Origin of the sequence: Paenibacillus sp. MSJ-34 (genome assembly GCF_018918005.1) — a bacterium.
In the GTDB taxonomy this organism is placed as follows: domain Bacteria; phylum Bacillota; class Bacilli; order Paenibacillales; family Paenibacillaceae; genus MSJ-34.
On record NZ_JAHLPR010000004.1, the window covers coordinates 1 to 22,873 of the forward strand.

20 protein-coding genes are annotated in these 22,873 nt (G+C 51.3%); 14 read left to right on the plus strand and 6 right to left on the minus strand.

Features of this window, described 5'->3' with window-relative positions; genetic code table 11:
• Window positions 1–590: 590 nt before the first annotated feature.
• Window positions 591–1,490 (plus strand): transposase, encoded by a 900-nt coding sequence (locus KQI79_RS02595; RefSeq protein WP_367398127.1) that lies wholly within the window; start codon window positions 591–593, stop codon window positions 1,488–1,490.
• 442 nt (window positions 1,491–1,932) lie between these two features.
• On the opposite strand, the gene KQI79_RS02600 is transcribed toward KQI79_RS02595, so the two are convergent.
• The 5 genes from KQI79_RS02600 to KQI79_RS02620 all read right to left on the minus strand — a co-directional run bounded on the left by KQI79_RS02600 (window position 1,933) and on the right by KQI79_RS02620 (window position 7,734).
• Complete coding sequence (locus tag KQI79_RS02600) at window positions 1,933–3,393, minus strand: glycoside hydrolase family 32 protein (protein WP_216536669.1); 1,461 nt, start codon at window positions 3,391–3,393, stop codon at window positions 1,933–1,935.
• Between the two features lie 24 nt (window positions 3,394–3,417).
• Window positions 3,418–4,260, minus strand: coding sequence for a carbohydrate ABC transporter permease (locus tag KQI79_RS02605; RefSeq protein ID WP_216536670.1), 843 nt, complete (start codon window positions 4,258–4,260; stop codon window positions 3,418–3,420).
• Window positions 4,260–5,144 carry a carbohydrate ABC transporter permease gene (locus tag KQI79_RS02610; RefSeq protein ID WP_216536671.1) on the minus strand — a complete coding sequence of 295 codons (885 nt, stop codon included), beginning with the start codon at window positions 5,142–5,144 and terminating at the stop codon, window positions 4,260–4,262. Before KQI79_RS02610 ends, KQI79_RS02605 begins: the two co-directional genes overlap by 1 nt.
• Window positions 5,145–5,236: 92 nt before the next feature.
• Entirely contained in the window at window positions 5,237–6,562 is a 1,326-nt protein-coding gene (locus KQI79_RS02615) for an ABC transporter substrate-binding protein (RefSeq protein WP_216536672.1), read from the minus strand.
• A 197-nt stretch (window positions 6,563–6,759) separates the two neighbouring features.
• Window positions 6,760–7,734: a LacI family DNA-binding transcriptional regulator gene (locus tag KQI79_RS02620; protein WP_216536673.1), complete on the minus strand. Its 975-nt coding sequence runs from the start codon at window positions 7,732–7,734 to the stop codon at window positions 6,760–6,762.
• 260 nt (window positions 7,735–7,994) lie between these two features.
• Here KQI79_RS02620 and KQI79_RS02625 point away from each other — a divergent pair, with 260 nt between their 5' ends.
• Genes KQI79_RS02625 through KQI79_RS02675 form a run of 11 tightly spaced genes read left to right on the plus strand, consistent with a single transcriptional unit; the run spans window position 7,995 to window position 18,187 of the window.
• Complete coding sequence (locus KQI79_RS02625; protein WP_216536674.1) at window positions 7,995–8,363, plus strand: NADH-quinone oxidoreductase subunit A; 369 nt, start codon at window positions 7,995–7,997, stop codon at window positions 8,361–8,363.
• Window positions 8,348–8,866, plus strand: coding sequence for a NuoB/complex I 20 kDa subunit family protein (locus KQI79_RS02630; protein ID WP_216536675.1), 519 nt, complete (start codon window positions 8,348–8,350; stop codon window positions 8,864–8,866). The genes KQI79_RS02625 and KQI79_RS02630 overlap by 16 nt, the downstream gene beginning before the upstream one ends.
• Window positions 8,863–9,708: an NADH-quinone oxidoreductase subunit C gene (locus KQI79_RS02635; protein ID WP_216536676.1), complete on the plus strand. Its 846-nt coding sequence runs from the start codon at window positions 8,863–8,865 to the stop codon at window positions 9,706–9,708. The genes KQI79_RS02630 and KQI79_RS02635 overlap by 4 nt, the downstream gene beginning before the upstream one ends.
• A 6-nt stretch (window positions 9,709–9,714) precedes the next feature.
• Window positions 9,715–10,815 (plus strand): NADH-quinone oxidoreductase subunit D, encoded by a 1,101-nt coding sequence (locus tag KQI79_RS02640; RefSeq protein ID WP_216536677.1) that lies wholly within the window; start codon window positions 9,715–9,717, stop codon window positions 10,813–10,815.
• Complete coding sequence (gene nuoH / locus KQI79_RS02645; RefSeq protein ID WP_216536678.1) at window positions 10,815–11,825, plus strand: NADH-quinone oxidoreductase subunit NuoH; 1,011 nt, start codon at window positions 10,815–10,817, stop codon at window positions 11,823–11,825. Before KQI79_RS02640 ends, nuoH begins: the two co-directional genes overlap by 1 nt.
• Window positions 11,826–11,840: 15 nt before the next feature.
• Window positions 11,841–12,296: an NADH-quinone oxidoreductase subunit NuoI gene (gene nuoI, locus KQI79_RS02650; protein WP_216536679.1), complete on the plus strand. Its 456-nt coding sequence runs from the start codon at window positions 11,841–11,843 to the stop codon at window positions 12,294–12,296.
• Entirely contained in the window at window positions 12,289–12,807 is a 519-nt protein-coding gene (locus KQI79_RS02655; RefSeq protein ID WP_216536680.1) for an NADH-quinone oxidoreductase subunit J, read from the plus strand. The genes nuoI and KQI79_RS02655 overlap by 8 nt, the downstream gene beginning before the upstream one ends.
• Window positions 12,808–12,814: 7 nt before the next feature.
• On the plus strand, window positions 12,815–13,117 hold the full coding sequence (nuoK, locus tag KQI79_RS02660) for an NADH-quinone oxidoreductase subunit NuoK (protein WP_216536804.1): 303 nt from the start codon (window positions 12,815–12,817) through the stop codon (window positions 13,115–13,117).
• Between the two features lie 12 nt (window positions 13,118–13,129).
• A complete protein-coding gene (nuoL, locus tag KQI79_RS02665) occupies window positions 13,130–15,010 on the plus strand; it encodes an NADH-quinone oxidoreductase subunit L (RefSeq protein WP_216536681.1) in 1,881 nt (626 codons plus the stop codon).
• Window positions 15,011–16,627 (plus strand): complex I subunit 4 family protein, encoded by a 1,617-nt coding sequence (locus KQI79_RS02670; RefSeq protein ID WP_216536682.1) that lies wholly within the window; start codon window positions 15,011–15,013, stop codon window positions 16,625–16,627.
• Between the two features lie 3 nt (window positions 16,628–16,630).
• Window positions 16,631–18,187, plus strand: a complete 1,557-nt coding sequence (locus tag KQI79_RS02675) for an NADH-quinone oxidoreductase subunit N (protein WP_216536683.1) — start codon at window positions 16,631–16,633, stop codon at window positions 18,185–18,187.
• A 759-nt stretch (window positions 18,188–18,946) separates the two neighbouring features.
• Here KQI79_RS02675 and KQI79_RS02680 read toward each other — a convergent pair.
• Complete coding sequence (locus tag KQI79_RS02680) at window positions 18,947–19,447, minus strand: hypothetical protein (protein WP_216536684.1); 501 nt, start codon at window positions 19,445–19,447, stop codon at window positions 18,947–18,949.
• 163 nt (window positions 19,448–19,610) lie between these two features.
• Here KQI79_RS02680 and KQI79_RS02685 point away from each other — a divergent pair, with 163 nt between their 5' ends.
• A complete protein-coding gene (locus tag KQI79_RS02685; protein WP_216536685.1) occupies window positions 19,611–22,475 on the plus strand; it encodes a S8 family serine peptidase in 2,865 nt (954 codons plus the stop codon).
• A 95-nt stretch (window positions 22,476–22,570) separates the two neighbouring features.
• Window positions 22,571–22,819: a DUF1146 family protein gene (locus KQI79_RS02690; RefSeq protein WP_216536686.1), complete on the plus strand. Its 249-nt coding sequence runs from the start codon at window positions 22,571–22,573 to the stop codon at window positions 22,817–22,819.
• Window positions 22,820–22,873 lie beyond the last annotated feature (54 nt).

Below are 22,873 nucleotides of genomic sequence, written 5' to 3' on the forward strand. Positions count from 1 at the left end.
GATTATTACAAAGGAGTTCATGGCTATGAATACAGGATAAATGATGTGAAAAAGTAGACTGGGGACAGGGGAAGAAGATCCCCATACCCCAGCTTACTTTGGTACGTATGAACGGAGATGCACGAACTTAAAGGACGCCGTCAGGCGTTTTTCTTAATATTATAGCTCCCCCTTGCTCAGGCTTATTGTCAAGATCCCATTCGTTTGGCCTTCTGTCGGAATCCCCTTCGCTCAGCCTTTCTGCCGATATTCTCTCATTCGCCCTTTTATCGATATCCCTCTTGCTCAGGCCTATTGTCAAGATCCCCTTCGCTCAGCACTTCTGTCAAGGTCCCCTTCACTCAGCACTTTTGCCAATATCTCCTCCTACCAGACCTTCTGTCGAAATCCCCCTTGTTCAGAAGCCCGATTTCGTTACGTAGGTGTACCCAAAAATTCACTCCTCAATCATGGATGATAGCTCCTCTCACCAGAAAAAGCTCTTTATTTCTTTTTCCATAAAATAAAAATAGAACTTGAAATGGGAACGTATGTTTGTTAAAATAAATACAAACATAAGTTCGAATTTGGTTGGTTCGGGAGGTATTGCCGTGTCCGAGTTGTTATCCTTTGAAGCGTTCTCCACTTTCTATGAAAAGGAAGAGACCTGTGTACAAGCATGGTTCGATATGAGATGGCCTGACGGCTTTCGCTGCCCCCGGTGTCAGCATCCTAGCGCTTATGTTATCAAGACCCGCAGGCTCCCTTTATATGAGTGTCAAAGCTGCAGGGCGCAGACCTCGCTCATTGCGGGGACGGTCATGGAAGGCAGCCGCACTTCGCTGCGCAAATGGTTTCAGGCGATCTATCTTCATTCCCGGCCGGAGAGCGTCAACGCGGTCCAATTAGCCCGGATCATTGGGGTCACCTACAAAACGGCGTGGCTGATCTGCCACAAGCTTCGGCATGCCATGTCTCAAACCGATTCGGCGGAGCTGTTGTCCGGGCTGGTTCGCATTTCGGAGGCCATCTATGCAAGACGGATTACGCCACCCTTTTGGTCATGGCACGTGCCGGAACAACCTCTCTTAGTCGGTGCCTCGGTGGACGACAACGGAACCATCCTCAAATTGAAAATAGAGAAGCAAGAGAAAGAAGCAATCAAAGATCCCTATACGCCTTTTGCGGTTGAAGGTTTTATCGATCGTCATGTGGAACGGGAAGCCGCAGCCCATGCCGTTGTCACGCGCTGTACGGGGCGCCGGCGCAATCTCAGGTTGATTTCACTTGCATGGGAAGCGGAAAAATGGTTGGCTGCTGTGTTTGGCGGCATTGGCAGCAAACATTTGCAAGCTTATCTAAATCAATTTTGCTATATGTTTAATCATTTCCGAGAGTCTCTGCTCAAACCGCTGTTTGATAGCTGTGTGAAGTCTCGAACGATTACTTATCGGGAGCTTGTCGGCAGTGCTGCCGAATCGGGTATGGTTCATTATAAAATCGCATCCTAGTGCATTGTTCAAGCTACGATTGTGTTAGGGCGGTGCTCGGTTTTTCGTTTAAATTATGCAGTAACATTCGTTTGGCACCACTTCCCGGATGGATATCCATTTTTCTTTTCAGCTTCCCAAGGGACTCGTGAAAGTACTTTTCATTTTAACTTTACTGGAGATTCATGAAAGATATTTTTGTTTAACTGTACTAGAGATTCATGAAAGATATTTCTGTCCTGAGCGAGCGGGATTTCGACAGAAGGGGAAAGATGAGATAATACCGGGAGCAGAGCATAAACATAACGTTGAAAAGGAAGTCGACGCCAAAAAGGAAAACGAACGAGTGCGAGGCTATGCAAAAAAAGGGGGATGGCGCTCACGGCTTCTAAAAGCACGTCGCTCATCCCCGAAGCGCTCCGGTCGGTGGCTTACAAGAAGCGAGAACAAGAAGAATTGCTGCTTAGACTCGGATATCCCATTTGCGCAACGAAACGAGGCGGCACATGCCGCGTGCAAACACGCCAATGCCAACCGATTGCGCTCCCGGATAGATGCGACCGGTCATCACTTTCTCTCCTTCCTGAATAAACACCTCTACGGAGGAACGGTCTACAAATATTCGAAGAGCCAGCCTGCCGTTTTGTAACGCAACGTTCGTCCGGCGTTCCCCTTGGGGTCCGATCCCCGATCGATCGCGGTTAAACCGGACGAGTTGTTCGCTTGGCCGGTATGCGACGACGGTTTCCTCCTGCCCTTGTTTCCGCAGCAGCAAACCGAATTCCTCCGCATCGAGCGCTTCGAACACCGCCTCGAGTTCATAGCAATCGCCCGAACATTCCAGCATTCGTTCCCCGTCTAGCTCAACATCGGTTACTTCATAGGGAGATAGCCGATATCGCTTAATCTCCTCGAGGGGCAAGAAATGAAGCTTGTCCCCCGCAACGACCACTTCGCGCGGAAGCGTCATCGCGCCGGCCCAATGATGGTCTTGCTGCGTCGGAATTTCCGTCGTCCAGTTTTCCATCCAGCCGACAATAATACGTCTACCCGTGGAATCCTCGCATGTTTGGGGCGCATAAAAGTCAAACCCGCAGTCAACAGGTTCGTACGAATCGTAGCGGAATTTCCCTTCTTCCGTGTCGAGCCGGCCCAACATATAAACGGTGGAATTTCCGTTATGATAATCATTGCCTTGAGCGGGCATCCGCTCCGGAGATAGGATGAGAACATCCCGGTCTTCCAGCGGAAACAAATCGGGGCATTCCCAGTTCGCTCCCAACCGGCTGTCGCCTTGGGCGATAATATTGACAAAATCCCATTGCTGCAAATCCGCGGAACGGTATAACAGAACGATGCCGCGTTCCTTCCCGTCATTCGACCCGATGACGGTATAATAGCAGCCGTTTCGTTCAAACACTTTCGGGTCGCGGAAATCTTTCAAGCTGGCGCCTTCCGGAATTTGGGATACCGGAATGACCGGATTCCCCGCGAACTTCTCAAAGTGCACGCCGTCGTCCGATAGAGCCAAACATTGGGATTGCATGTAGTCATTTTTATTGTCCGGACCGGTAACGATATGTCCCGTATAGAGCAGAGCCAATTTTCCATCCCGTTCCACAGCGCTGCCCGAGAAGCATCCGTCTCTGTCGTAATCCCGATCCGGCGCCAAAGCGACAGGGAGGTACTCCCACGCGACCAAATCCCGACTGACGGCATGGCCCCAATGCATCGGCCCCCAATAAGGCCGGTACGGATAATGCTGATAAAATAAGTGGTAGTTTCCTTTATAATAAATAAAGCCATTCGGATCGTTCATCCAGCCGTATTCGCTCATTAAATGAAACCGAAGCCGGTAATCGTCCCGAAGCAATGCTTTGTTTTGCCTGATGAATAAATCGGCCTTTTCTTTGGTGTAATTCATAATGCACCTTTCTTACTAAGTAATTTATTTGATGGAGCCTTGCGTAACCCCTTGAATAATGAACCGTTGGGCAAACAGATATAAAATGAGAATGGGCAGGATGATCATTACGACCGCGGGCAGAAATTTCTCGTAATCGGACGAATAGGTTCCGTTAAATACTTGCACCGCGAGCGGCAAGGTCAATTTGTCTTTGCCTGCATTCTGCAATATGAGCACAGGCAACAGGAAATCGTTCCAAATCCACAATACATGCAGTATCCCGATCGTCACAGACGTCGGTTTCAGAATGGGGACGACCACCTTGAAGAACGTCTGCCGCAAGTTGCAGCCGTCGATACGCGCCGCCTCTTCCAATTCGGCGGGTACGCTTTTGATGAAACCGTGATAAATGAAAACCGCCAACGAACTGCCGAAGCCGATATACATAAAAATTAAGGTAAGTTGAGGCTGTGCCGATATCCATCCTAACTTCTGCCCGTAAATCGACACGAGCGGAATCATGATCGCTTGAAAAGGAATAATCATCGCGGCAATCATCGTGAAGAAGAGCAATTGATTCGTTTTCGTACGGTTGCGGACAAAATAGTGGGCCGTCATCGAAGAAAAGAGCAAAATGGCGGCCACGCTTACGCATGTAATAAGCAACGAATTCATAAAACTGCCCAAATAGTTCATTTCATGATACGCAATTGTAAAATTATCGAACATGATGGAAGTCGGCAGAGAGATCGGCGACTCGATAATTTGCGCATTCGTTTTAAACGAGTTGAACAGCAGCAACAAAAAAGGAAAAACGAATAGCGCCAATGCGATGAGCAATACAAAGTATGTGATCGTTTGCCGCAGGTAAAGGCTCGTCTTCATTAGGCTTCAACCTCCATTTTTTTGCCGAGATAGACTTGCAAGAGCGTTGCGCCCGCAACGAGGAAGAAGAGAATGAATGCTTCAGCCTGTCCCATTCCGTAATCGTATCGAATGAACGCTTTGTCGTAGACATGCATGGAAGCGAGCACGGTGCTTCCGAACGGCCCCCCGTTCGTTAACGCGTAGTTTACGTCGTACACCATAAATCCCCGCTGCAAAGAAAGGAAAACGGTCACGATAAAAGAAGGCACCATCAAAGGAAGCACCATGCGCGTAAGCTTCTTCCACGCGCCTGCGCCGTCAATCGTGGCCGCCTCGATCACATCTTTGGGCACGCTCATTAAACCGGCAATGAAAATGACCATCATATATCCCGCGTATTGCCATACGGTGACGATGACGAGCGCCCAGAACGCTTTATGTTCGTCGCCGAGCCACGATTTATCGAATAGAGGAAGGCCGTACTTCTGGCCGAGAAGCACGAGGAAATGGTTAAACACGAATTGCCAAATGAAACCGAGCACCAAACCTCCGATCAGATTCGGCGTAAAAAATGCCGTACGGAAAAAATTTTGTCCCCGGATGCCTGACGTTACCAATAAAGCCAGCAAGAAGGCGATCGCGTTAATTAGCAGCACCGTTGCCAGCACATACTTGACGGTCAGCCAAATCGAAGTCCAAAATTTATCGTCATGCCATACGCCAGCATAGTTGGAGAAGCCTACAAAAGGCATAGTGGATGAGATGCCGTCCCATTGAAAAAAGGTCATATAGATTCCGTAAAGAAAAGGGACGATAATGACGGCGAAAAACGCCAACATGGTCGGTCCCGTGAAAAAAAGCCGATGGTAAAGGCGCTTGGCTCGATTTTTGTCTGCGATCATATGGATCTACTCCGCTTCTCATAGTTTGTTAAGGCTGGAGGCCGATGAACAAGGCCTTGAAGTCTCGTTCATCGACGTCCAAATTGCTAGACTTACTTTACGTTTTTCCAGTAATCGTGAATTTCGGCAGCCAGTCCGGCGCGGTCCACTTTGTCGACCAGATACTTCTGCATGGAGGCGCCCAATACTTTCCAGTGGTCGCCGGGTACGTAGTTGCCTGCAAACGGAATGGACTTGCCGGCGTTATTATAGGCTTTAATCGCTTTCGCCAAAGAGTTGTCCGGTTCAAGGTCGATGTTCTTGAATGCCGGAACGACGTTCGCTTTATTCACCAAAAAATCTTGGCCGACCGGATCGTAAACGAGCCAATCGAGAAATTGCTTGGCGGCGGCCTGCTGCTCTTCCGTACTTTGGGCTTTATCGATAATCACTTGCTTTGTCGCGCCGATCGCGATCGAAGAATTCGCTTTATCGCCGGAGTTGTCGCTGACAGGCACCGGTATGAATCCGAACTGTCCGTCAGGGTTCGATTTCTGTATTTCGGTAATGAGCCAGTTGCCGTTAAACGTAATGCCGGCCTCGCCTTTGGCCACCGCGGCCGCGGTTTGCTCCAGCACGACGGCGAGCGGGTCGTTTTTGCCTTTGTTATATTTCTTCATGACGTCGAACGTATCCAACAAGCCTGTGAACGAAGCGTTCTCCGCCAAGTTCTCGTTGCCGGCTTTCAAGCTGTCAAGGAATTTGTTCACATCGCCGTCCGGTTGGGTAGCATAAGCGATGGCCAAGTAATGGTTGCCCAAGGACCAATCCATGCTGCCGATGATCAACGGCGCGGTGCCGGAAGCTTCGATTTTGCCAAACAACTGTTCCAAATCGGAAACGGATTGAATCGAGGCGGGGTCGAAGGTGCCGCCGACCGCCTTATCGAGAACGGCTTGATTGTAAATCAATCCGTATCCTTCCACGGCGAACGGGAACGCCAACGTTTTCCCGTCGATCTCGTTAGGCTGAGCCAGATCGCTTACCCATTTCTCGCCCGAGAGATCCGCGGCTTTATCTTGAAATTTGACGATGTCGCCGGCATCAAGCATGGCGAGCGTCGCCGGCGTCCCCGCCGCGTAAAGCGACGAAGCTCTTTCGACCGGGGATTGGCTTTCCGGCGTAGTGATCACTTCCAACGAAATATTCGGATTCGCTTCGGTAAAAGCTTTCGCCGCTTCTTCCATTTGTTTCTGGATTTCCGCTTTTGAATTTAAAAATGTGATTTTTACCTGCTTGGCGGAGTCGGCGCCATTTGTTGCCGTCTCGCTGCCCGCTGGATTCGAACCGCCGCCGCTTTTTCCGCCGCCGCATGCCGTCAAGACCATAGAAAACGCAAGAAACAGGATGAGTAAAGATGCAAGACCACTCTTTTTCATTTTTCTTTTTCCTCCCCTTAAAAATGAATCGCAGCCAATCGTTTCGAACCGGATCGGAAATGCCGTCTGCAAATTGATAATTGTATCCAATTGAAGCGATTGCATGACTCATTATACATGCCGATTATTTCATATGTCAATCGTTTGACATATGATGCGATAAAAAAGCCGTATTAGTATCTAATAGGCTTTTTCAACTAGGTTGAACTCCGTTCAATCAGCGTTACGGGAAGAATATGCTCCATCCCCACCTGCTCTCCGGATACGAGTTTGTCGATGAGATCGACGGCCAAAATCCCCATCTCCTCCAAAGGCTGGCTTATTGTCGTTAATGCGGGATTGGTCAAAGCCGCGAACTGGATATTGTCGTAACCGATCAATTTCAAGCGTTCGGGGACGGCGATGCCCAGCGAAGCGCATACTTTGATGACATTGGCGGCGATCATGTCGCTGCTCGCGAACAAACCGTCGAGATCCGGATGATCCTCGAACAACCGGGTGATCATGTTCTCGTAATCCTCGCTCTCGAATACATCGGTTCCCAATTCGATGACAACGGTTTCGATATCGTTTTTTTGCAACATGTCTAGAAACGATTCCGAGCGGAGGTTGCCGAGCAAATCGAGCGAGAGATTTCCGCAGATATGGGCGATTTTCCTGCACCCTTTTCGGATTAGCAATTCGGCCGCCAGCACGCCGCCGCGATAATTGTCCGACGAAACGTAAGGAATGTCCGCAATGCGCCTGTCCAATGTGACGATAGGTTGCTGAAGCTGAATGTATTCGCTGACATCCAGCGTATGGCTCCCCATAATAATGCCGTCGACCCGGTTGCTTTTGAGCATGTCGATATACTCTTTTTCCTTGCGCTGATTCATTCTGGAGTTGCATATAAGCATCTTATAACCTAGAGACGAAGCGTAATTTTCGATATGATAGGCAAGCTCTCCGAAGAAGGGATGCGCTATGGTCGGTATAATCATGCCAAGCATCATCGATCTCTTCCGCATGAGCGATCTTGCGATTTCATTCGGCTGGTAATTCATTTCTTTCATGATGCGGAACACTTTCTCCCTGGTTGCCTGACTGATGTAACCCCGATTGTTGAGAACGCGGGATACCGTTGTGACGGAGACTTGCGCTTTTTCCGCTACATCCTTGATCGTCGCCATTCGTAACCTTCCTTTGCATAATTAGGATCAGTCTAAAATTATAGCAGTAATTCACTAAATAGTCATTTCTCATTTACATGTTCGAGGAGGAAATAACGTAAATTTATATGAGCCCTTCACAATAAGTGACAGTTGAAGAAGAATCCAGGAATTGCATAGACTCCAATGGTAGGTTTTGTTATAATTGTTACGGGTTTATTACAGTTTATGTTATTTGTTATTAGAAAGACTTATATCAACGAACGGAGGCGATTTGGGGTATGGAGTACTGGAACAATTACATCATCGTCGCGATCTTCATCTCACTCGGCATTTTGCTGCCTGTCGTAGCTTTGTCGGTGGGACGCCTGCTGAGACCAAGCAAACCGACGGAGATGAAACGGACAACTTATGAAAGCGGTAACGAACCGGTCGGGGCCGGGCAAATTCGGTTTAACGTCCGATATTATTTATTCGCTTTGATGTTTGTTATTTTCGATGTTGAAACGGTTTTCTTATACCCTTGGGCGGTAGCGTATAATCAGCTGGGATTGTTCGTATTGGTGGAAATGTTAATATTCGTAGGGTTGTTGCTTATCGGATTATTATATGCGTGGAAGAAGAAGGTGCTCAAATGGAACTCAATCTAGAATCGATTAGCCCTGAAGAACGCAAAGAGCTGGAACGCAACGTCTTTATGGGGACATTGGAGCAATTAAAGGCTTGGGCCCGCAGCAATTCCTTGTGGCCGCTTACGTTCGGCTTGGCATGCTGCGCGATCGAAATGATGGGTACGGGGGCGTCGCATTACGACCTGGACCGGTTCGGCGTTATGTTCCGCACCTCGCCGCGCCAATCGGACGTCATGATTGTGGCGGGAACGGTAACGAAGAAGATGGGGCCGTTGCTGCGCAGATTGTACGATCAGATGCCCGAGCCGAAATGGGTCATCGCGATGGGCTCGTGCGCGACAGCGGGCGGACCGTACGTGAAATCGTACGCCGTCATGAAAGGGGTCGACCAGGTCGTGCCGGTCGACGTATATATTCCGGGTTGCCCGCCGAATCCGGCGGCGCTAATCTACGGAATTAACAAGCTGCAGGAGAAGATCCGTTACGAGGCGAAAACCGGAAAGCGGGTGACGAATCGATGAGCGAGGAAAAGAAAGAGCAGTCCGATCAATCGGTTGAATCGTCCGCCAATGGCGAGGCGAATATAGAGACGGCGCAACGGGAAGCGGGCGCCGGGGCGAAAGAACCGGCCGAGCCGCAACAGGCAAGCGCAGAGGCAGCGAAGGAAGCGGCGCCGCCGCAGCCGGCGGAGAAGGCGGAAGCCGCTGAGCCCGCGGCAGCGAAGCCGGAGCGGAAGCCGCTGACGGAGGAAGAGCGGGAAGCGCGACGCAAAGCGGCAGCCGAAGCGCGAGCCGCGCGGGCGGCCGACGGGCCGAAAGCGGCGAAAGAAGGGGAAGCGGGCAAAGCCGAGAAAACGGCGCAGCCGGAAGCGCCGAAGGAGCCTTCGCCGAACCAGCCGAGACTTGACCGGGCGGTGCAAATTTTGCAATCCGAGGTGGCGGAGGATGCGGTCGAGGAAAGCTCGATCAATGAAAACAACAACCATCTGCCGACGCTGACCATCAAAAACGAGCATTGGCTCAAATGCGCGGAGAAGCTGCTGCGCCATCCCGAATTCGGGTGTAACTACTTGCGCAACGTTGCGGGAGCGGACCATGAGACGCATATGGAAGTCGTCTATCATATGGTCAACCTGACGACAAAGCACGAATACTGCGTCAAGGTCAAAACGGACCGCGATCAGCCGTCTGTCGATTCCGTCACCGGACTTTGGCAAACGGCAAATTGGAACGAACGAGAAATATACGATTTGCTAGGCATCGCATTCCCGGGCCATCCCGATTTGCGCCGTATTATGATGCCGGACGACTGGGTCGGCCATCCGCTGCGCAAAGACTATGTACCACTAGATTCGGAGGTGTAATCACAAGTGATTCGGACGGAAGAATTGCTGTTAAATGTAGGACCTCAACATCCAAGTACACATGGCGTTTTTCGGATCATTGTGAAGTTGGACGGTGAAGTGATTACGGAAGCGACTCCGGTCATGGGATATTTGCATCGCGGGACGGAGAAGCTGGCCGAAAATTTAAACTATACGCAAATTATTCCGTATACGGACCGGATGGACTACGTGTCTGCCATGACGAACAACTATGTGCTGGTGCACGCGGTTGAGAAAATGATGCAGATCGAAGTGCCGGAAAGAGCGGAATTTTTGCGTTTGATCGTTATGGAATTGCAGCGGGTGGCCAGCCATCTCGTCTGGTGGGGCACATACTTGCTTGATATCGGGGCGCTCAGCCCCTTCCTGTATGCTTTCCGCGACCGCGAAATCATTATCGATTTATTCAACGAAATCTGCGGAGCCCGCCTGACTTATAACTATATGCGGGTAGGCGGAGTGAAATGGGACGCGCCGCCGGGATGGATCGACAAAGTGCGCGATTTTATTCCATACATGCGCGGCAGAATCAAAGAATACGACAATTTGGTAAGCGGAAACGAAATTTTCCTCGCGCGAATTAAAGGCGTCGGCAAGTACGACGCCGAGACGGCGATCAACTACGGATTGAGCGGAGCGAATCTCCGCTGCACCGGCGTCAAATGGGATTTGCGCAAAGATGAGCCGTACAGCCTATACGACAGATTCGATTTCGACGTGCCGATAAGCTTCAACGGAGATTGCTACGACCGGTATTTACTCCGGATCGAAGAGATGCGCCAAAGTTTGCGGATTCTCGAGCAAGCTGTCGAACAGTTCCCGAGCGGCGGGGACATTATGGGCAGGGTGCCGCGGGCCGTCAGGCCGCCGGCCGGGGAAGTCTACGCGCGCATCGAATCGCCGCGGGGCGAGATCGGGTGCTATATCGTTTCGAGAGGCAAAGCGGAGCCTTACCGCTTGAAATTTAGAAGGCCATCGTTCGTTAACCTGCAAATATTACCGAAACTGCTCGTCGGAGAGACGATGACGAACCTGATCACCATTTTGGGCGGGGTCGACATTGTCGTAGGGGAGGTAGACTGCTAATGGGCAATTGGCTGCAAGAAACGTTAACCTGGACCAACTTTGCGATCGCTTTCGCTTGGGCCGTCGTTTTTTTGATCATTGTGCTCGGATTTGTCACCTATGCGATTTATTTCGAACGGAAAGTCATCGGTTGGATGCAATTTCGTCACGGTCCGACGCATGTCGGGCCGCTCGGGTTATTGCAAACGGTGGCGGATATTTTTAAACTGCTGATTAAAGAAGATACGATTCCGAAAAAAGCGGATCGCGCGCTGTTCATTCTCGCACCCGCGCTGGCCTACGTTCCCGCGTTCGCGGTATTGGCCACGATACCGTATACGGAACAGCTTTATTTTGCCGATCTGAACGTTGGAATCTTATACTACGGCGCATTGACGGGCATTTCCACGCTGGCGATCATCATCGGCGGCTGGGCGTCGAACAACAAATATTCGCTGCTCGGCGGCATGCGCTCGGCGGCGCAAATGATCAGCTATGAAATCCCGCTCATCATATCCGTTGTCGGCGTCATTATGCTTAGCGGCAGCCTGAATTTGCGCACGATCGTAAGCAGCCAAGGCAACTATTTCTGGGAGTGGAACTTCCTTCCCCAAATTATCGGATTCGTCGTCTTCATTATTGCGGCCGTATCCGAGTTGAACCGTTCGCCGTTCGACCTGCCGGAGGCGGAATCCGAACTGGTTGCCGGGTATCACGTCGAGTACAGCGGATTCCGGTTTGCGTTCTTCATGCTGGCAGAGTACGTATATATTTTCGCCATCGCTTCGCTTACGACAATCTTGTTCCTGGGAGGCTGGCATCCGCCGTTTCCGTTCCTGGATTTTATCCCGGGCTTGATTTGGTTTATCGTCAAATTTTCGTTCTGCGTCTTTTTCCTGTTCTGGCTGCGTGCTACGATGCCGCGGATTCGTGTCGATCAATTGATGGGGCTCGGCTGGAAGGTGCTGCTCCCGCTCGCCTTGCTAAACGTATTCGTCACGGCCGTTTATATGGAATTATTTATTAAATAGATAGGGGTGAGGACTGTGAAGGGGTTAATCAAAGGGCTTGGCGTCACGCTCAAAGCGCTTGGCACCAAAAAAGCCACCTATAAATATCCTGACGAGCCGCTTGTCATGCCTGATCGTTTTCGCGGAATACAGTATCTCGATACCGAAAAATGTATTGTGTGCAATCAATGCGCGCGCATTTGTCCGACGGAGTGCATTACTTTGACCGGTAAGCCGAACCCCGATCCGGAGAAAAAAGCAAAGGTGCTCGATACGTTCGATATTAATTTTGAAATTTGCATTTTATGCGATTTATGTACGGAAGTATGCCCGACCGAGGCCATCGTCATGACGAACAATTTCGAGCTTTCGACATACAGCCGCGACGAGTTGTTCAAAGATATCAAATGGCTGAACGAAAATACGGAAAACATTCGCAAAGAAAATAATCTGTCGGCGGTCAATAGAGGAGGGGCTAAAAAAGATGTTTAGTTTCAACCTCGAATTAACCGGCGAATATATTGCGTTTTTTATTTTGGCGGTATGCATCATTTCGGGCGCGGTGCTCATGATCAGCTTCAACAAAGTCGTCCATATGGTCGTTTCGCTTGCATTCACGTTCATTTGCCTCGCAGGCATGTATGTGCTGCTGAACGCCGAATTTGTCGCGTTCGTGCAAGTATTGATCTATGCCGGGGCGATTTCGATTCTAATGATATTCGGGATTATGATGACGCGCCACGACAAAACGGACGAAGAAATGACAAGGCCGTGGCATGAAGCGTTAGTGGCGGTCGGCTGCCTGGCGTTGTTCGGAATTTTGTTCTATGCGATCCGCATGGCCGAATTCCCCGCGGCGAACTGGGATGCGCCGAAGGAGAATACGCTTGAGATCGGCAAACTGATTTTTACCGAACATGTCATTCCGTTCGAACTGCTGTCGGTATTGCTTACGGTCGCCTTTATCGGCGCGATCGTCCTCGCGAAGAAGGAGGCGGATTGAGATGGGCATGCTTGCTTCGTATTTAACGCTTGCCGCCATATTGTTCTGTCTCGGACTGTATGGCGCTTTGACCAAAAGAAACGCGGTGATCGTCCTCTTGTCCATTGAGTTGATGCTGAACGCGGTCAACTTGAATCTGATCGCCTTCTCCAAGTACGGGATGGTGCCCGGTTTGAAGGGGCAGATCTTTTCGCTCTTTAACATATCGATCGCCGCGGCGGAGGCGGCAATCGGCATCGCGATCTTAATCGCGTTGTACCGCAACAAAGGTACGGCAAACGTCGATGAATTCGATGAAATGAAGCGGTAGGGAGGATTAGCAATGGAATCAATCTATTCGCAATACGTCTGGGTCATTCCGCTGTTCCCGCTGCTCGCGTTCTTGATTTTGACGGCGCTTGGCCGCCAGATGAAAGAAGTCGGCTCTTGGATCGGAATTTTATGCACACTCGCGTCATTTGGAATGGCCATTCTCGTTTTTGTGGAACGCTTGGGCGGCAACGCTTCGGATTACAGCCAAAGCGTCGACTGGATTCGTTTCGGCGACGTTCGTCTCACGCTCGGCTTTGAAGTTACCAATCTGAATGCGATCATGCTGCTTGTCGTCACGCTCGTCAGTCTGCTCGTTAACATTTATTCCAGAGGTTATATGAAAGACGACGAGCGAATCACGGTGTTTTACTCTTATGTGGCGTTGTTTACGTTCTCGATGCTCGGCCTCGTCATTTCCGAAAATATGCTGCAGCTTTATATTTTTTGGGAATTGGTCGGCGTTTGCTCGTTTTTGCTGGTCGGATTCTGGTTTCACAAACCGGCTGCGAAAGCGGCGGCGAAGAAGGCGTTTATCGTCACCCGGATCGGGGATGTCGCGTTGTTCATCGCCATCCTGCTCCTCTTCTGGTATATGCCCGGGCATGAACTCGACTTCTCTTCCATCCAGAACGTGTTCGGCAATCAGGAGACGATGCTTGCGGCCGGAATTACAGGCGGAATTACGACTTTGATTGCGATTCTGATCTTCGTCGGGGCCGTCGGCAAGTCGGGACAATTCCCGCTGCATACATGGCTGCCCGATGCGATGGAAGGGCCGACGCCGATCAGCGCCTTGATTCACGCGGCTACGATGGTAGCTGCGGGCGTGTTTCTGGTGGCGCGCACTTTCGACATCTTTCACCAATCGGCGGCAGCGATGGAAGTCGTCGCTTATGTCGGCGGGTTTACGGCCATATTCGCGGCAACGATCGGGATTGCCCAGAACGACATCAAGCGCATCCTGGCGTACTCCACCGTCAGTCAGCTCGGCTACATGATGCTTGCGCTCGGTCTTGGCTCGGTGACGGCCGGCATATTCCATCTGTTCACGCACGCTTTCTTCAAGGCGTTACTGTTCTTGGGAGCGGGCAGCGTCATCCATGCCGTACATACGCAAAACATTCATAAGATGGGCGGACTCGGTTCGAAAATGAAAATAACGGCTTGGACGTTCGGCATCGGGGCGTTAGCCTTGTCCGGCATTCCGCCGTTCTCCGGGTTCTGGTCCAAGGACGCGATTCTGACCGCAGCATGGGACAGCAATAAAGGCTTGTTTATCGTAGGCATTGTAGCCGCGTTCTTTACCGCATTCTATATGGCAAGGCTGTTCTTCCTCGTCTTCGCCGGAACGTCCGCCGAAACGAAGGGAGCGCAAGAATCGCCGGGATCGATGACGATGCCTCTTGTTATCCTTGCCGTGCTGGCCGTGGTCGCCGGATTTGTCTATACGCCGTTCAACGGTTGGTTCGGGTCGTGGTTAACGGGCGGCGAGGCGGAGGAGCATGCCAACGCGATGGTCATGATCGTCTCGACGCTGATCGGATTGATCGGTATCGGACTCGGCTGGCTGATGTACGGCAAACGCTCGATTCCGGGCGATGCGGTTTCGTCCCGCGTTCCTTGGCTGACGACATTGCTGGAGCGTAAATATTATATCGACGAACTGCAGCATGCGATCGTTGTCGTACCGCTGAAAGCGATCGGCAAAGCGGCCGATTGGTTCGACAACCGGATTGTCGACGGCATCGTGCGTCTCGTGTCGGGCGCCACGGTATTCGTCGGCCGTGCGTCGGTAAGGCTGCAAAACGGACAATTGCAAACGTACGGCGCGGTTGCGTTGATCGGATGCGTCATTCTTATCGTGGCCATTGCGGGAAGGAGGTTGTGGTAGATGCTGGAGAACATCCCTATTTTGTCACTGATCGCTTTCTCCCCGCTGATCGGAATTCTCGTCATTATGTTTATGCCTAAGGAAAATAGCCGCGGCATCAAAATGGTTGGCGTAGCGGCGACAATCATCCCGCTGATCCTAAGCGTATGGTTGTACGTTTCCTTTAATTCGATCAATGGAAAAGCGTTTGAAGAAAACGTCACTTGGATCAATATCCCATTGAACGGCGAATTTTTGCGAGGAGCCGCCAGCTCGTTCCAACTGAACTATCATATGTCCATCGACGGCATTTCGCTGTTGCTCGTCGTATTGACGGCGATCGTCGCAGTTGCGGCGGCATTGGCATCCTATCATATCAAAAAGCGCTGGAAAACGTATTTTATCTTGTTCCTGTTGCTTGAGATCGGTATGTTCGGCGTCTTTATGGCACGGGACTTGTTCTTATTTTTCTTCTTCTTCGAAGCGACATTGGTAACAACCTTCTTCCTGATCGGAATATGGGGGTACTTGAAGCGGGAAAAAGCGGCCAACAAGTTTTTATTGTACAATGGCTTCGGATCCGCGGTCATGCTCATTGCCTTCATCCTGCTGGTGGCGACCGCCGGATTCCGCATGGACGATCAAACGGTCCCCGGCCAGGTGAACTATATATTCAGCGGCGATTTGACGACATTGACGGCAAATATGCAGGACGATCAAGCGATGATGAACATCGCTCCGGAGTTGGCCCCGGGCAATCCGTTCTACATGTCGGAAGGCATGAGCTTGACGTTGTTCATCCTGCTGCTCGTGGCATTCGGCATCAAGCTGCCGATCTTCCCGTTTCACACTTGGATGCTGCGCGTTCATAACGAAGCGCCTCCTTCGATCGTCATGATTCACTCCGGCATTTTGCTGAAGATGGGGGCATACGGATTGATACGCTTCGCGGTATTCCTGTTCCCGCAGCATGTCCATTCATGGGCGGTGGCTCTGGCGATTCTCGGCGTAATCAATATTTTGTACGGCGCGGTGCTCGCATTCGTGCAAAAAGAATTCAAGCTTGTGCTGGCTTATTCCAGCATCAGCCATATGGGGATCGTGCTACTCGGCATCGCGTCTTTGAATGAGGCCGGATTGCAAGGCGCATTGTTCCAAATGGTATCGCACGGTTTCATCTCGGCGCTGTTCTTCCTGATCGTCGGCAGCTTGTACGAGCGAACGGAAACGACGCGAATCGACGAGCTTGGCGGCTTGGCGAAGAGCGTTCCGTTCATGAGCGGGATACTGCTAATCGCGGGGTTAGCCTCGCTCGGCTTGCCCGGCTTATCCGGATTTATCGGCGAGTTTCTGTCGTTCCTCGGCTTGTTCGGCTCGATGAAGATCATTACCGCCGTAGGAGCGCTCGGCATTATTCTCGGAGCGGTCTATGTATTGCGCGGGGTGCTCGCCATTACTTACGGTCCGATGAGCGAACGGTACACCGGCATCAAAGATGCGAGACTGGTCGAGGCGATCCCGATGGTCGCGCTCGTCGCTTTCATTATTTTGCTCGGCGTATATCCCGCTACCGTCGTCGAACCGCTGCAGCATAGCTTTGATCAATTTTTACAATCCATTCTCAAGGTAGGAGGGTAGCCCATGAGTCCGTTAGAAACGATACAACCGCTGCAATGGGCCGATCTTGCAACCTTGGCGCCGGAGTTAACATTGGTCATTGCCGCAATTTTGATTTCTGTGTTGGATCTGCTTCTGCCGAACAAAGTAAACCGCAATTTTACGGGGGTTCTTTCGCTTGCGGCTATCGCCGTATCGCTCTTTTTCGTCATATGGAAAATGACCGGCATGAGCGCAGGCGCGGACGCGCCGCATGCGGCGCAGGTCGTTCAACTGCTCGGACAAAGCTATCGAATCGACGACTTCGCCAATCTTATGAAAATTTTGTTCTTGAGCGGAACGGGACTGATCGTCTTTATGAGCCTCGGTTCCATCCGGGAAGACGAAATTCAGCATAAAGGCGAGTACTATTATTTACTGCTTCCGGCTGTGCTCGGCGCGATGATCATGGCTTCCTCGGGCGAGCTGATCACGATGTATGTCGGGCTGGAGCTGCTGAGCATTACTTCGTACGTGTTGGCCGGATTAAAGAAAAACGATTTGAAATCGAACGAGAGTGCGTTTAAATATTTGGTGCTGGGAAGCATATCTTCCGCCTTCATTCTATACGGCATGTCGTTCTTGTACGGCATGACCGGTACGACGAACGTAGGGGAAATCGGAGCGGTTCTCGCCGGCAATGCGGCAAACTTCGAAATATTGCTGTACGTCAGCTTTTTCCTGATGCTTGCCGGTTTCGGCTTCAAAATCGCGGTCGCGCCGTTTCATGTATGGGCTCCCGACGTGTACGAAGGCGCGCCGACGCCGGTTACCGCATTCCTCGCCGTCGTGTCCAAAGCGGCGGGTTTTGCGATCTTGTTCCGCATCATGTACAACGTGTACTTTCAACTGTTGGGCGGACCGCAGAACAATTTCGGGGAGGATGCGTTCCTTGCCGTACTGATTGTGGCCGCGATCGCGATGATCGTCGGGAATGCCGCGGCACTGCGGCAGCGGAACGTCAAGCGGCTGCTTGCCTTGTCCGGCGTGGCCAATGCCGGGTATATGCTTGTACCGATCGGCGTGTCGATGATCAGTATTCACGCGTCGAATTTCTCGGAATTGATATTTTACCTGTTCGCCTACTTATTGATGAATATCGGGGCTTTCGCCGTCGTCATGGCGGTAAGCCGGGCAGCCGGGCACAACGATGTGAAAGGCTTCGCCGGATTGTATTATCGCGCGCCTTATACGGCCGTTGCGATGACGATATTGCTGCTGTCGTTTGCGGGCATTCCGCTTACCGGCGGATTTATCGGGAAGGTGTTCATCGTGCTCGGCGCGGTGCAAATGCATGCGTACTGGATTGCGGCGATCATGATCGTTACCGCGGTCATCTCGTTGTATTACTATTTCGGCATCATTCGTCAAATGTATATGCGTTCGGACGGCGAAGAAAGAGAAATCAAATTGACCGCCCCGCTCGGAATTACAATATGGGTATGCGCGGTCGCCACGGTCGCGATCGGTATTTTCCCGAATTTCGTGTTCCAATTTATCAATCATTTCTTCTCCGTTTCGTTTGATTTGTTCATTCAGTAAGGCGAAGCTTTGAAAATCCCGTACGGCCGTTTGGTTGTACGGGATTTGTATTTTCGCGGGGTTGCTTGCACGGGTATGGTTTTCCTGCGCCTTCTGTCGATATCCCTCTCGTTCAGAAGGGAAACTGCTGGTTCAAATGCGCGTATACGGAGGTGCACGCACGCATGCCGTTAACCCGTTTTCTCAGTGCAAAGCAGATTTCCGACTTTTCGTGCATGAGTGCGCTTGATGGTGCTTGAACAGTTATCTACTACGCCGATATTTTTCGAATACCGGGGCAGTGCCATGTGCTTTTTTTGCACGTTCGACCTTCGTCTGATGTCCATTGGATTTTGTCCAATGGATTTTTCTTTTTAAGGCCATATTGCTATTCTTCATTGGATTTCGTCCAATGAAATCTTCATGAATGTGCCCGAAAGACGGTAAAAGGTGAGAATCCGTTGCATGTTTTCCAATAGAGGCGCGTGTCCAGCCATAAATCGGCGAATTGGATTGGATATTTTCCAATGGGGGCTGAGGAAGAGGCGATAAACGCCGGAACGATTCGGCAATCATTGAACGATGTGCACTGGCCCCGGCTTTTCCGCAACTTCCTCACGTCGTGCCTACACGCCGGGCTGATCGAAACGTGCGAGGGCCCGTATGGCGGCGATTACCGGCGATTTTTAGCAGCCGTATTAAGTTCTGAGCGACGGGGATTTCGACAGAAGGCGAAAAAAAAGGGGTGCAGGGAGTTCAATACCCCGAGCCTTCCTGCACTCATTCCATCAACGCACCAAACCAATCGGCAGCATTGAAATTATCGTAGTCGACTTTCCAAGCTCCTCCTTCCTTCACAAGCGTAATTCTGCCTTCCATCTTCAAAGCTTTTGCATCGCCAACGTTCTCATTTTGAAATGTTACGTTCACGCCATAGTCAAGCTCAACCCTTCCCTCCTCTTTAGAAAATACGGAAAATGTCAAATCGTCCAAAGCCGGCGCTGCCTTCAACTTGTTAGATAGCTGTACGGGCAATATTAATGTGCGGTTTCTGGTCTGGTAATCCAAATACTTATCCGTTAGGAACGGCGCCATCACTTCCCTGGCTTGGCCGACGACTTCGGGCGTCGCGTTGCCGGCGTAATCGTAATGGCTTGCGTCAAATTGGGCTCGCTTATATTCGGTCGCTAATCGAATCGCGTCGTCCGTTTTGTTCGCGCATGAAATGAGCAACGAAACAACAAGACATAAAAGCGTCAAATCAACAACAGGCTTTCTCATCCGTATTGCCCCTCCCTTTTTCCACTATTATACAGTACTGGTTACGAAAATTTAACCGTGCAAAATATTGCGCTTCTTAGAGGGATTGCTCGAGCCGATATCGAAATAGTTAAGGCTGAGTGAAAAATACCGTATATCTTCACGGAGTTAGATGGAGAACGTAATGAAAACAATGGTAAGGCAACTGGCAATCATCGGACTGGCGCTTATGCTGCTCGTTACTCTCTGCTTCGAACCGGTTTCGAACGCAATGGGAGGCGGGGAATCCAAGCCTTATAACGAAGAACGAATCCACGCCGAGCCGGACGCCAATCCGGACGCGGATCCGAGCATGGATGAAGATGAAATTGATTCGCACTCATGGATTCTGAAATGGAACGATAAAGGGCCCGATGCTCAGTTATTGAAGTCGACCGACATCGTCCGCACCCATGACGAAATGAACGTGATTGTGGCGAAACCGAACGAAGGGACGGACGAGAGGGAGTGGCTGGAGCATGCCGAACGATCGGCGCATGTCGAATATGTGCAGAAAAACCAGAAAGTTCGCATCTCCGCGCTTCCGAGCGATCCTTATTTCAACAGCCAAGAGTATTTGCGGGAAATCCGGGCGGGAACCGCTTGGGATTTCTATCATGACAATACCGACGTGACGATCGCGCTGGTGGATACGGGCGTAGATTTGGATCACCCCGATTTGAAGGACAATCTGGTCGAAGGAATCAATCTGCTTAACGAAAGCCGTCCTCCGCAAGACGATAACGGGCACGGAACGAATGTGGCGGGGGTCGTCGCTGCTGTCGGCAATAACGAGAAAGGAACGACGGGCATTTTATGGTCCGCTCGGATGATGCCCATTAAGGCGCTCGACCGGCAAGGAGCGGGAGACGAGGACAAGCTTGGGGAAGGAATTAAATATGCGGTCGATCATGGGGCGAAAATTGTCATATTGTCCGTAGGATTGTACCGCTATTCGCATTATTTGGAGGAGATCGTCAACTATGCGGAGCAGAAAGGGGTGCTGCTCGTTGCGGCAACCGGGAACGATGCCAACGTTCTGGGGGATAAAGTGGCGATCAAATATCCCGCGGCGTACCCGTTCGTTCTCGCCGTTGGCGGCAGTGACGGGAACAAAGCGGAGCCCCGCTCGAATTACGGGCCGGAAATGGATGTCGTCGCCCCGTGGAGAGTATATACGACGGCGCTGGACGGCGCGTATACGGCTCAAGAGGGAACGTCGATGGCGGCCCCGCAGGTTGCAGCCGTCGCCGCGCTCATATGGGCGAAATATCCCGATTACGAACCATATCAAATTCGCAACTTGATAAGGCAGACGGCTCAAGATATCGGGGAGAAGGGCTGGGATCCCCGCACGGGATACGGGTTGCTTCGGGCGGATCGCGCGCTGACGTCGCCGCCAAAAAGCGACATTTACGGCGATAACGGCAGCAGGGACAAAGCTGCGCCCTTTCCGATCGACACGGCGCTTTATTCTGCGTTAAGCGGCGGCAATGATACGGATTGGTTTCGCGTCGACGCCCCATATGACGGAACGTTGCAATTGCAATTCGGCATGCTGGAAGGAGATGAGCCGGTCGAGCTTACCTATTTCCAAGGAAATAAAGCGGAAGGACGACTCCTAAGCGATTTTTTCGATCAAAGAAAGGGCACGATCCCTTTGAAGAAAGGGGAAAATTATATTCAATTGCGACTCAAGAACCGAGATGCGGCACATGGAGTCCAATACAGGTTAGTGTCGAAATTTGCCGTTTATGAAGATGCGTACGGCAAGAACGATACGCAGCAGCGTGCGTTTAAGCTGCCGACCCGCAGCCAGGAAGTGGTGGGCACGTTCAGCCGCGAAGGGCATGTCTCCTGGTTCGCCTTCGAGGTGACGAAGCGGGGAACGCTCCGGTTGGAGCTGGAAACGGATTCGGTTCGCGTCGACCCGGCCATGACGTTTCGAGGGCCGAACACGGATACGATTACCGTCGACGCGCATGGGGAAGATAAGGGAGAGGGGGAATATATAACTTTGCCTAATCTTGCCCCCGGCACGTACTATATCTCGGTCTATAACGCCATCTCGGCCAAGCCGAGGCCGGTAGCGGCGGAATTCAAGCTGTCGATTGAGTATATTACCAAATTTACGGATCCGAACGAACCGAACGACAAAAGCTATCAAGCGGTGACGATGGCGTTCGATACCGATTACTTGGGCGTGTTCTCAAGCGATGACGATGTCGACTGGTTTAAATTTCAAGTCGATGCCCGCAGCTATGTCACGTTGGAAGTGAGCCGCATCCCGGCGAATCGAATCGTCAAAATGAATGTTTACGACCGGCGGCAGAAATTGATTAATTCTTACGCCAACAAAGCGGGGAACAGCTCGCTAAGAGCGTCGGGGACGTTTGGGCCGGGAACGTACTTGGTTAAATTGACGGCAGACAGCATGTTCGACCAGCAATATTATCAATTGAAAGCGAAAGCCGAAACGTTGGTTTCCGGATACCGTGACATTGAAGGCCATTGGGCGGAAAAAGCGATCTCCGCGCTAACCGCCAAAAATTGGATCAACGGTTACGAGCAGCTGCGGTTCGAGCCGGATCGAGTCATTACACGAGCCGAAGCCGTTGCGGTGTTGTCGAAAGCTTTCCAACTTAAGGAGAGCAGGCCGCAACGATTCACCGACGTGCCGAAGAACCATTGGGCGTACGACGCGATTGCGCGGGCGACAGCATCCGGCATCGTGTCCGGGTACTCGGAAATGTCCTTCCGGCCGAACCGCTACGTCACCCGCGCCGAGATGACGGTGATGATCGGAAATGCGTTAGGAATTAAGCCGGGCTCGATTACCGCGCAACCTTACACAGACGTTTCCCGTACTTATTGGGCCGCGCCGATGCTGGCCGCGATGAAGGGGCGAGGCTTGATTCGCGGATACGGAGACGAAACGTTTAAACCGGACAGCGCGGCGAGCCGGGCGGAATTTACATCGATGCTGTACGATATATTAATACGGAAATAAGCGGAGGCCTTCTGCCGGAGCGGCCCCAATAAGGCGGCATGCCGGCATGAGGTAAAATCCGCTGTAAACAAAAGGATAGGAGGCGAAAACGCATCATGGACGACCGGGGAATTTCCGCGGCGATGGGCTTGAACGGATTGGTCTCGATTATCGTTACCCTTGCATGCATAGCTTTAGCTTGGTGGGCGCTGCAGACGTTAAAATTGGACTTGTTGATCCGCCGTCCGAAAAGTCCGCAGGCGAAGCTGCTCTATTTATTTCTGGCCGTCATTGTCGGGCGCTGGGTTGCCGAGTTTATTTTGCAGTATTGGCAATGGACGCAGCAGCTTCGCTGGATGTTTTGAGAGGTTGGCGCGGAAAAGCCGACTTTTTGAACGCGCAATGAAACGAGAAATGAC